The organism is Tateyamaria sp., from assembly GCF_059783535.1.
Window position 1 is genome coordinate 1 of sequence record NZ_JBYNDP010000114.1, and the last position, 11,094, is coordinate 11,094.

The 11,094-nt window shown below is 58.7% G+C and carries 8 protein-coding genes; 2 read left to right on the plus strand and 6 right to left on the minus strand.

The genetic code is table 11. The annotated features are described in order from the left end of the window. Positions 1-1,382, plus strand: a 1,382-nt coding sequence (locus AC6RA8_RS17500; RefSeq protein WP_500354386.1) for an alanine/glycine:cation symporter family protein, incomplete at its 5' end; no start/stop codon positions are given. A 94-nt stretch (positions 1,383-1,476) separates the two neighbouring features. On the opposite strand, the gene AC6RA8_RS17505 is transcribed toward AC6RA8_RS17500, so the two are convergent. Next, positions 1,477-2,679, minus strand: coding sequence for a helix-turn-helix transcriptional regulator (locus AC6RA8_RS17505; RefSeq protein ID WP_500354388.1), 1,203 nt, complete (start codon positions 2,677-2,679; stop codon positions 1,477-1,479). Between the two features lie 68 nt (positions 2,680-2,747). Next, positions 2,748-4,619, minus strand: a complete 1,872-nt coding sequence (locus AC6RA8_RS17510) for a serine hydrolase (RefSeq protein ID WP_500354390.1) — start codon at positions 4,617-4,619, stop codon at positions 2,748-2,750. Positions 4,620-4,928: 309 nt separating this feature from the next. Between AC6RA8_RS17510 and AC6RA8_RS17515 the strand changes: the two genes are divergently transcribed. Continuing rightward, the gene (locus AC6RA8_RS17515) at positions 4,929-5,498 is read left to right on the plus strand and encodes a DUF2087 domain-containing protein (protein WP_500354392.1); all 570 of its coding nucleotides are present in this window, start codon (positions 4,929-4,931) and stop codon (positions 5,496-5,498) included. Between the two features lie 41 nt (positions 5,499-5,539). Here AC6RA8_RS17515 and cysG read toward each other — a convergent pair whose 3' ends face one another. The 4 genes from cysG to AC6RA8_RS17535 all read right to left on the minus strand — a co-directional run. Continuing rightward, positions 5,540-6,937, minus strand: a complete 1,398-nt coding sequence (cysG, locus tag AC6RA8_RS17520; RefSeq protein ID WP_500354394.1) for a siroheme synthase CysG — start codon at positions 6,935-6,937, stop codon at positions 5,540-5,542. Positions 6,938-6,947: 10 nt separating this feature from the next. Beyond that, a complete protein-coding gene (locus AC6RA8_RS17525; RefSeq protein ID WP_500354396.1) occupies positions 6,948-9,548 on the minus strand; it encodes a molybdopterin-dependent oxidoreductase in 2,601 nt (866 codons plus the stop codon). Beyond that, positions 9,545-9,880 carry a nitrite reductase small subunit NirD gene (gene nirD, locus AC6RA8_RS17530; protein ID WP_500354398.1) on the minus strand — a complete coding sequence of 112 codons (336 nt, stop codon included), beginning with the start codon at positions 9,878-9,880 and terminating at the stop codon, positions 9,545-9,547. The genes AC6RA8_RS17525 and nirD overlap by 4 nt, the downstream gene beginning before the upstream one ends. Then, on the minus strand, positions 9,877-11,094 hold a 1,218-nt coding region (locus tag AC6RA8_RS17535; protein ID WP_500354400.1), incomplete at its 5' end, for a (2Fe-2S)-binding protein. The genes AC6RA8_RS17535 and nirD, both read right to left, overlap by 4 nt.

The following is an 11,094-nucleotide window of genomic DNA, read 5'->3' on the forward strand; positions in this document are numbered from 1 at the left end:
CATGGATCGTGATGTGGCTGGTTATTGGTGCGACTGTGTTCACGATCTACTTTGCCGCCGTGCAGTTCCGGTTTTTTGGACACGCCATCGGCTTGGTCAAAGGGGATTATTCCGATCCCGATGATGCTGGCGAAGTCAGCCACTTCCAAGCCCTTGCTACAGCTCTTTCGGGGACAGTCGGCCTTGGAAACATTGCGGGCGTCGCCGTTGCCGTTGGGATCGGTGGGCCAGGAGCGACATTCTGGATGATCCTTGCCGGTCTGTTGGGCATGGCATCCAAGTTCACCGAATGTACCCTCGGTGTGAAGTACCGCAACGAGTATCCGGATGGCACCGTGTCTGGCGGTCCGATGTACTATATCTCGAAAGGGTTTGATGAGTTGGGCCTGCCGGGTGGCAAGATTCTGGCCGTGCTCTTTTCCGTGTTCTGTATCCTAGGAGCTTTTGGTGGCGGAAACATGTTCCAGGCCAACCAGGCCCATGCCCAGATCACTCAGATCACTGGCGACTTCCCAGGTTGGATCACGGGTCTTGTGTTTGCGGCCGTGGTTTTTGCCGTGATCGTGGGCGGGATCAAATCCATCGCGAAGGTGACCGAAAAGGTCGTGCCGTTCATGGGCATCATGTATGTCGGCGCGGCGCTGGTTGTTCTGATCGTCAACTACGACATGATCGGTTGGGCCTTTAGTCAGATCTTTGTCGGTGCGTTCACCGGGCTTGGCGTCGCGGGCGGACTTGTCGGTGCGTTGATCCAAGGTTTCAAGCGCGCAGCGTTTTCGAACGAAGCGGGCGTGGGCTCTGCTGCGATTGCCCACTCGGCGGTGAAAACCAAAGAGCCGATTACCGAAGGGTTTGTGTCCCTGCTGGAGCCGCTGATCGACACGGTTGTTATCTGTACGATGACGGCGTTGGTCATCATCATCTCGCAACAGCTCATCATTGACGAGGCGACAGGCAACTACATGCTGAACGAAGCAGGCAGTGCCATCGCAACAGTTGATGGAAACTCTGGTGTGGCGCTGACCTCGGCGGCATTCGGATCTGCCATTGGTTGGTTCCCGTTTGTATTGGCTATTGCAGTGATCCTGTTCGCCTTCTCCACGATGATCTCCTGGTCCTACTATGGGCTGAAGGCGTGGACGTATCTGTTTGGCGAAGGCAAGACCGCGGAATTGGTGTTCAAGATCATCTTCTGCATCTTCATCGTGATCGGGGCGGCGGCGAGCCTTGGTCCCGTTATCGACTTCTCGGATGCAGCGATCTTTGCCATGGCTGTGGTCAATATCTTCTGCCTGTACTTCCTGATGAAAGTGGTGCGCAAAGAGCTGAACTCTTACAGCGCGCGTCTGCAGTCAGGCGAGATCAAGAAGTTCGCGCATTAGACCACCATAGGTGCTGTGAGAGGCCGCTCGGTTCAGAGCGGCCTCTCTTCTTTTGTCCCCATGTGCTTGTTCGGCTTTCATAGAGCGAGTGTCTCTATGCATTCGCGCGGTATTGCGACGGGGTCACCCCAAGCTCACGTTTGAACGCTGTGTAAAACGAGGATCGGGAGTTGAAGCCGACGTCATAGGCAATGACCAGAATGGTTGCATCGGTCGTGCGCAACCGCTCTGTCGCATCCCGAATGCGCCAACTGTTGACGTAGTCAAAAAACCGTTCGCCGATCTTTTCGTTCAGGGCTTGGGACGCATAGTGGGTGGTCACGCCAATCCGCCCCGCCAAGTCCCACAGCGACAGATCAGGTTCGAGATAGAGTTTCTGTTCACTCATTAGCGCTTCGATTTTGTTCGCAATCCGGTCAAGGCGCACCTCGCTCAGCCCGGACTTGCCATATTTCCGGAACGGTTCTGCCGGGTCAGTCGCCGCAATATGTTTGACCGGTGGCAACACGATACCCGGGCGTTGCCGCGTCCCCCAAAGCGCAATGCTCCAAATCAGGACGTAGTGAACAACGATTGCTGGTAGCAGCGAGTCAAAGGTTTCGGCGTTTGGAACCCCCAAGGCTAACAAAGAAGCGACAATCGTGATCAGGTTAAAGGCCCAGAACACAAGTACGGCGGCCGCAAGCCACCATGCCCACGCCATTTCCCGTTCTTCGGTACTGGCAAACAAGTCTTTCAGGCGTCGTCGGTATTGCCTTAGCCGCTTAAGGATCAGGACGGCGTAGATCGGGACCAAACCATAGAAAAGGATTGTAGCAAGGTACATCCCAATGAGCGCAAGAGTTTGCCAAACAACTTGGTTCTCTGCGCCCGGATGTAGCCCTTCCTGCAAGGAGCGAGGCAAGAGCAAGATGTAAATGTACAATATACACGCAAATCCAACGGGAAGACTGTGCCAAAGCCAGCGTGGGCGCGTGGACTCGCGCGTCGGATCATCGGTCAACCGAGTGACATACAGCCAGAGCAGCAGTGGCTGCACCATCGTCAGGGGGACTTCAATCAATTCAAGGGCGATGTGCAGAAATGCCTGGTCCGCATCGCCGCGAAGTGCGCTCGCAGGCAGGTTCAACAACTGAAATGCGTTTGCCCAAAAGAACAGTGCTAGTGGCAGGCGAACGTGTCGATGGTTGTCAGGCAACAGAAGAAGATGTCCGCAAAACGCTGACAACACCAGCAATCCGGTCCCGGCAGCCAGGCGCAGGGTTTCGACATCGAAGTTCAGGTGTGTGGGATCCATGATGTAACCGCAGTTCCAAAATGGCGGGCGCACATCGCTATGCGCGCTCGCCTTTTTCGTTTGCGTGTTCAGAAGATAAAACTGTCTTCCGTCAAGGGCTCGCAGGCGTTTCCAAAGACGGACAGCTCAGAATCGCCATAGCTTATGCGTGTGTAGGATCCATAGGTTTCGATCTGCAGGTCTTCGAAACTCAATCCGGTTTCCGAGAAATCCAGACGGTCTTCGTCTGCGTCGAAGCCAAAGATGCGATCCTGACCAGAGTTTGACTGGAAGACAAACGTGTCTGCTCCTTCACCGCCCCACATCAAATCGCGTCCGGTGCCGCCGTCCAGTATGTCCTCACCCTCGCCACCACGGATCATGTCATCGCCATCCCCGCCGGACAACGTATCGTCGCCATGACCGCCACGGACGTGATCGCGCCCCTCACCCCCGTCGATGATGTCATCCCCGTGATCGCCACGCAGAATGTCATTTCCCTCGCCGCCGGAAATGCTGTCATCACCATCGCGCCCTCGGATGAAATCGCGTCCTTCACCCCCGTCGATCTTGTCGTCGCCATGGCCACCACGCAGATGATCATTGCCGGCGCCGCCAATCAGTTGGTTGTCGCTGTGCGCCGCATCAGGTGTTTGGCGCAGGACGTTAATGAAGTCTCGACCATCGGTGCCGATCGACAGGGTCGAGCCATCCGAAAAGGTGAAGCGGCCCGTATCCAGATCACTCAGTCGGCCTTCGTAGGTCAGGCTGGCGTTGCCCAGTTCCAAAATTGTTTCCGGGCCGCCGGGTGCATCCGCATCCTCTGTCAGCGAAATCTCGGCTGCTGTGCCATCGATCGTGAAGCTTTCGTCCGATGGGTCGAAATTGGCCCAGTTGTTGTCGTCGTAAATTGCGGAAAACGCGTCAAGCAAAAGTTCGGTTGGTTCGACTTCGGAAAGCGTTGCCGCTATCGAAAAGATCGTACCGGATTCGACATGCAGGAAGGTCGCTGTGCGGGTGCCCAAAGTACCACCCGCAAATCCAATGAACTGTTGCCCGAAGGCGATGCCCGACGACAGACCAAGGCTTTCTCCATCCAGACTTGGGGTGCCATCCTCTGCACGGAAGTCCAACATCTCTTCCAATTGGTCGGGTGGCAGCAGTGTACGAGAAACAAGCAACGCGTCCATGAAGCGGATCATGTCTGAAGTGGTCGACACAGCGCCGCCAGCCGCACCAAAGTCCATCGGAACATCGGTAACGTCCGTTGTCTGACCGGGAAAAATCTCCGCATAGGACCGCAGCATACCATCTGTGTCGAACTCGGACCTCATCGAGCTGTCATCCATGCCGACGACAGAGAAGATACGGTCGGACATCACTTCTGCAAAACTGTCGCCGGTCCTTTGTTCGATCAGTTTTTGCAACAGCAGGTAGTTTGTATTTGAATACCCGTAGGCTTCACCCGGGGCAAAATCCGCAGGCTGATTTGCGACAAGGTCCAACGAACTGTCCGGCCCGAATGTCTGAGTTGGATCAGCAATGAGCAGTTCGATGAATGCCGGCAAGTCACCCTGACCCGGGATCGTGTCGAAATCGGGGATACCGGACCGATTTGCCAGCAACTCGCGCACCGTGACTTCACCAATGTTGGGAATGTCTTCAAGGCCGGTGATGTCCATCTGCTCTGCCAGGGGGGCATCGAAATCAATGGCACCTTCACCGACCAGTTGTTGCACGATCACAGATGTCATCATTTTGGTTTGCGAGCCAACTTCAAATGTGTTGTCCGTGCTGGCAGCCTCATCACCGTCACGCTCAGTCGTTCCGGCGGCATTGCGGACCGACAAACCGCCGCGCGCAATTTCAATGAGCACTGCGGGCGCATCGTTATTGTCTGCAAATTCCTTCAAGGCTTCTGCAGGGCCAGAGTTTAGGGCGTCGGGGTCAAATAGGGACATGGTGTCAATCCTGGTTGATGTCAAAATCAAGACGGACCGTGCGGCCCGTTGTGCATCACTTGGATGATTTGACTGTGCGATGCGTCCGGATTGATCGGGACGGACAAAAACAGGCGATCCGGACATCCACAACTTGGCAAAACACCTCGCGTTTGGTACCCGTCAGGCACGGTCGGCAGACACCGAGGCGTCGCTGCTCTTACCCGAGTGCTAAACCTGCCAACAACCAAAACGAAATCGCATGAAGTAGGGCGCGTTTCGTTAAGCCAGCGACCGACGAGTGTGCAATACGCCCGACTTGGATGCATCATGACCAAAACACCTGTCCCATTGCGTGTGGATGATATGACCGCTTTCACACGCGCTTTGTCCCGACAACTAGGTGACACAAGCCCCAAACATCTCACCCTGATGAACATGGTGGCCCGGTCTGCCGGTTTTCAGAATGTCCAGCACCTGCGCGCGGTGTCCGCGGCAGCAAAGCGATTGGATAATCAGACTGCGCCTACCACGATAGACGCCCGCGCGGTTGAACGTGCGCTGCATCAATTCGATGCGTTTGGGCGTCTCATTCGTTGGCCGTCCAAACGTACCACGCAAACGCTCGCACTTTGGGCGATGTGGGCCACGATGCCGGCCAATCAGACATTGGATGAGCGCGGGATGAACGTGCATCTGGCTGAGGAACATCTTTTCAGGGACCCGGCGACTTTGCGACGAATGATGATTTCATGCGGACTGTTGAACCGAGAACGGGACGGGACGAACTATTGCAGAATTGAGCAGGAGCCGCCCGCCGAAGCCAAAGCGTTGATCCGCACCCTGAGTTCCCGCCGAAAGGTGCGTGCGGAGTTGGCACCAGAACCTCAGGGTGTCTAATTACGCTGTGCCAGCGCTATGACGACGTCGGATCGACGCGATCACACGGCCACAAGCCGGGGCTCTGGCGCTTGCACCTCTGTTTCTGCTGCGTCGGGCCGTGACAGGAACAGTATTGCGGGGCTTTCAATGCCCGCGATTGCCAATTTGGACGCCATATCCCGACCATTGCAGCGCAAGACCTTTTGCTCCGGGCGCTGGGCATTGCTGACGACGGTTACCTCGACCTGATCCAGCAGGTCTGCGCGCCGAAGGCATTCGGCGATCTTGGGGGCTGCCGCCACGCCCATGTAAACGGCGACATTGCTGCGCTGGGTCAGATGCGTCACCCAGTCCGGTGTGCCGTTGCCCTCCGCGCAGCGGCCCGTGGTCAGAACCAATGTGTCACTCTTTCCACGCTCGGTCAGGAAGCCGCCAACGGCGGCAGCGGCTCCACTTGCTGCGGTCACGCCCGGCACGACCTCATATTCCAAGTCTGCAGCACGCAGGGCATCGGCTTCTTCCGCGCCGCGTGCAAATACGCCCGGATCACCGCATTTCAAGCGCACCACCCGTTGTCCGCGCTTGGCCGCTGCAACGATGACTGCGTTGATCTTGTCCTGTGGCCACGCATGACAGCCGGGTTCCTTGCCCACGAACACACGTTCGGCATCGCGGCGGGCCAGTTCCAGAACGCCCGGATCGACCAGACGGTCGTAAAAGATGATGTCGGCCTCTTGCAACCGTTGCACGCCGCGCATGGTGATCAGATCACGAGCGCCGGGTCCGGCGCCAACCAGCGCAACGGGGGCAGGGGCGGCGGCGGGTACGGCGCCGGTACGAATGACATCCTTGATCGTACGGGCGACAGGGCCATCACCTTGGCGTGCATGTTGGGCGCGCAACGGGCCGTTAAAGACCCAGCGCCACAGGTCACGCCGCTGCCGGGGTGCAAGACGCCGCGCAGCAAAGTCACGCAACCGACCGGCCAATGCAGCGAGATCACCCAGACGCGGATCCAGCATACGCTCAAGCGCGGTCTTGATCTGGCGTGCCAACACCGGTGCCGTGCCTTCAGTGCCGATGGCAACCACCACCGGATCGCGATCCACAATGGCAGGTGTGATCGCGTCGCAAAGATCGGGTTGATCCACCACGTTCACCAATGCGCCTGCGTCTGTCGCAATGGCATGCAGTGCTGCGTCGATCCCTGGGCAGCCAGTTCCAACAAAGACCAGCGGCGCACCGCGCATTGCATCCGCAGTGATCGGGTCCGTCCGGTGGGTGATCCGTCCTGTGTCGGCCAGCGACTGGAGTTCCACGTCCAAAGCGGGCGCGAAAACCTCGATCGCGGCCTCGGTCTTGAGCATCAGGCGGCATTTCTGGGTCGCCTGTTCACCGCCACCAAGGATGACCACCCGTCGGTCGGTCATAGTCAGGAACATGGGAAAGGTTTTCATGATGCTTTTCCTATTCTGCAGCTACGGCTGTGGGGCGGGCGGGCAGCAAGGCCGCAAGCTCAGGTTTGCAGGCACCGCAATTCGTTCCAGCGCCGGTGCAATCTCCGAGCGCTTGGACGCTTGCGGCACCATCCGCGATCGCGCGTTTCAGATCGTTCAATCCGACGCTCATACAGGCGCAAACGGTGGGGCCAGGATCAGCTTGGGCACCCGCCGTACGCCCTGCCAAAGCCGCTCCTGCCGGACTGTCCTGCCCGATGGCTGCGATGGCGTGAGGGCGCGATAGCTGGACAGGCTCGGGTGCAACAAAAAGCAGCGCAGTCAGGCACCCATCCATGTGATGGGCCATGCGTTGCGTGCCTGTCGCACCATCACTGGCGATGCTGACAGATCCGGAAAGCGGGCCGAAAAGCTGTGAAAGCATCGATTGCACATCATCAAGTGGGGTCAGCCCCGCCAATTCCGCCTGCCACCCGGTTTCGGTTCGGGCAATGGCGCAGTAGTCGCCGCAAAGCTGCATCCGCTCTGCTGACACAGCAAATCCGAACCAGCGCGCGTCAAAACGCTGTGCCGTGACACGCCCGAATTTCAATGCGGGTTGTCCAGAGACTGGATCGGTCATGCTCTGCACAACGGCGTTCACCGGCCCGCTCGCGGACAATTGGCGGGTCCAGTGCATCGGGGCAAACAGCGTACCGCGTACCACGCGGTCCGTAGGTAAAGTGCGCAGCACAGTCATATTGCTTCCATCGCTCAGAATACACAATTCGGCGGTGCCCAAGCCGACCTTGCGTGCGTCATCGGGATGGATTTCGACATAGGGTTCCGCCAGATGCGCACCCAGCCGGGGCGACTTGCCCGTGCGTGTCATCGTATGCCACTGATCGCGATTGCGCCCCGTGTTCAGATGGAACGCGCCGTCTGCAAATGCGTTCGGAGCGGTCAGGGGCAGCATGCGCGCCTTGCCGTCGGCATGGTAGAAACCTCCATCGGCAAAAAAGCGGCGTTGCCCCGTGCCAGTTTCTGGTACCGGCCACTGGACGGGCTCCAATGCGTTGTACTCGCCGTCTGTCAGGCCAGCGAGGCCACTGATATCAAAATCGCGCCCAAAGGGACGCATGGCAGCCGACAGCTGCGCATATTCCCGAAACACCGCGGCAGGGGAGGCATAGTCAAAGGCGTCCGCCCATCCCATCGCCCGTGCGACGTCGCTGATGATTTGCCAATCGGGCCGCGCCTGGCCCGGCACGGGCAGGAACGGTCGTTGACGCGAAATTCGACGTTCCGAATTGGTCACGGTTCCGCTTTTTTCGCCCCACGCGGCGGCGGGCAGCAATACGTCAGCCAGATCGCCCGTGTCCGTGCGGGCCATGATGTCCGACACAACGGTGAAGGGCACGTTGGCAATGGCATCGGCCACGCCTTGCGCATCGGGCAGGCTTACGGCGGGGTTCGTCGACATCACCCACAGGGCCTTGATGCGCCCATCGGCGCAGGCTTGAAACAGATCAACGGCTTTCAGTCCGGGGCCCGTGCACATGGTGGGGCTGGACCAGAACTGCTGTACCGCACTGCGGTGATCGGGGTTTTCGATATCCAGATGATTGGCCAGCATGTTGGCGAGGCCGCCAACCTCGCGCCCACCCATGGCATTTGGTTGGCCGGTGACCGAAAACGGCCCCATGCCTGGTCGTCCGATGCGACCCGTGGCAAGATGGCAATTCAGGATTGCGTTGACCTTGTCGGTCCCACAGGCAGATTGATTCACGCCTTGGGAGTAGATGGTGACAACCTTCTCGGTGCCCGCCCACATGGAAGAGAAAATCGCCAGATCATCCGGCGACAGGCCACTTCCGGCGGCATCCGTCGCGCGGGCCGCATCCACTGCTGGATCAAACCCATTCACATGGGCATCGACGTAAGCGCGGTTCACACGGCCTGTCGCATCCAGATGCGCCAAGAGCCCGTTGAACAGGGCCACATCGCCATCAGGTGCAATACTCAGATGCAGATCAGCCAACTGAGATGTTGCTGTACGCCTCGGATCAACATTGACGATCCGCATCTCAGGCCTTGCCTCTTTCGCAGCCGCGATGCGCTGATGCAGAACTGGGTGACACCAAGCCAGGTTCGACCCGACGAGTACGATAAGATCGGCCTGTTCCAGATCTTCATAGGTGCCGGGCACGGTATCCGCCCCAAAGGCCCGCTTGTGACCTGCAACGGACGACGCCATGCAAAGTCTTGAATTCGTGTCGATATTTGCGGAGCCGACGAAGCCTTTCATCAGCTTATTGGCGACGTAGTAATCCTCTGTCAGCAATTGGCCCGATACGTAAAACGCGACCGAGTCCGGCCCATGATCCCGAATGGCTTCTGAGAACTTGCGTGCGACCAGGGCGGTCGCCTCGTCCCAATCCGTCTTGATCCCGCCAACGGTCGGGTCAAGCAAACGTCCCTCAAGGTCAATGGTTTCTCCCAGGGCAGACCCTTTGGAACAGAGCCGCCCGAGGTTCGCGGGATGTGTCGGGTCGCCCTTGATGCTTCCATCTGGCGATGCAATGACCCCGCACCCTACGCCACAGTAAGGGCATGTGGTGCAGGTGCTCATGCCGCAGACCGCGCTTGCAGGAACGTTGTGTCCAACAGAATGCGTCCGCCTTCGACCCGGGCCGGATAGGTTGCGACCTGCCCATCGTCATTGCCCTGTACGAGGCCTGTCTCTAGCGAGATCACCCAGTTGTGCAAAGGGCAGGTCACGGCGCTGCCATGCACAATCCCTTCGGCCAGTGGCCCCTGCTTGTGCGGGCAGGCGTTGTCGAGGGCAAAGACTTCGTCGCCGGCCGTCCGGAACACCGCCACGCAGCCTGCACGTGTCTTGACCACGCGGGCCCCGCGTTGGGGAATGTCGTCGAGGGCCGCAATATCTATCCAGTCGGTCATTCTGCAGCCTCCAGAGTCAGGTTTGCAACAGGCCGGTAGATCGCCGCCTTTTTCTGTGCGTGCTCGGCCCAAGGATCCTTCTGGTAAACGGTCTGGGACAGATCGAAGCGTGCAGCGAGCCGGTCACGCTCCGCTGGATCGGCAATACGCTCGCGTATCCAATCCAGCCCCACCTTGTTCATCCACTTGTAGATGCGGTCGAGATATTTGGCGTTCTCACGATAAAGCTGTGTCATGGCTTTGATCGCGATGATGGTCTCTTCTTCAGTCTCAACATCAATCAGGCGCTCAACCTCTTTGACGTCCATGCCAGCCGCACCACCGATGCCAATCTGATACCCACTGTCTACACAGACGACACCAATGTCCTTGCACGTCGCCTCGGCGCAATTACGCGGGCAACCGGACACACCCAGTTTCAGCTTGTGCGGTGTCCACGACCCCCACAGTGCTTTTTCCAGCTTGATGCCAAGGCCCGTGGAATCCTGCGTCCCGAACCGGCAATGATCAGTGCCCACGCAGGTCTTCACCGTGCGGAGGCCTTTCGAATAGGCGTGGCCCGACACCATCCCGGCGTCGTTCAGATCGGCCCAGATGGCGGGCAAATCCTCGCCCTTCACCCCCAACAGGTCGATGCGCTGACCGCCGGTCACTTTCACCGTCGGCACGTCGTATTTGTCGGCGGCATCCGCAATCGCGCGCAGCTCATCCGGCGTGGTGATCCCACCCCACATGCGCGGCACGACACTGAATGTCCCGTCTTTCTGGATGTTCGCGTGTTTGCGCTCGTTGATGAAGCGCGATTGCGGGTCGTCCAGATACTCAAGCGGCCAATCGGCAATCAGATAGTAGTTCAGGGCAGGGCGGCACACGTGGCAGCCATCGCGCGTCTTCCAGCCACACTCCTGCCAGACGGCATCCATGGACTTGAGTTCCTGGCTCTTGATCATCCGCCGCACGTCTTCATGCGTCAGATCAGTGCATCCGCAGATTGATTGCGCCGCAGGCATGACGAAATCATCGCCCAGCGTGACGGCCAGAACCTGTTCCACCAACCCCGTGCAGGTCCCGCAGGACGCTGACGCCTTGGTTACGGCTTTGATCGCGGTCAGGTCGGTCGCGCCGCCCTCAATCGCGTCCACGATGGTGCCTTTGCAAATGCCGTTGCAGCCACAGATTTCCGCATCACGCGGTAAGGCTGCAACGGCTGCTAA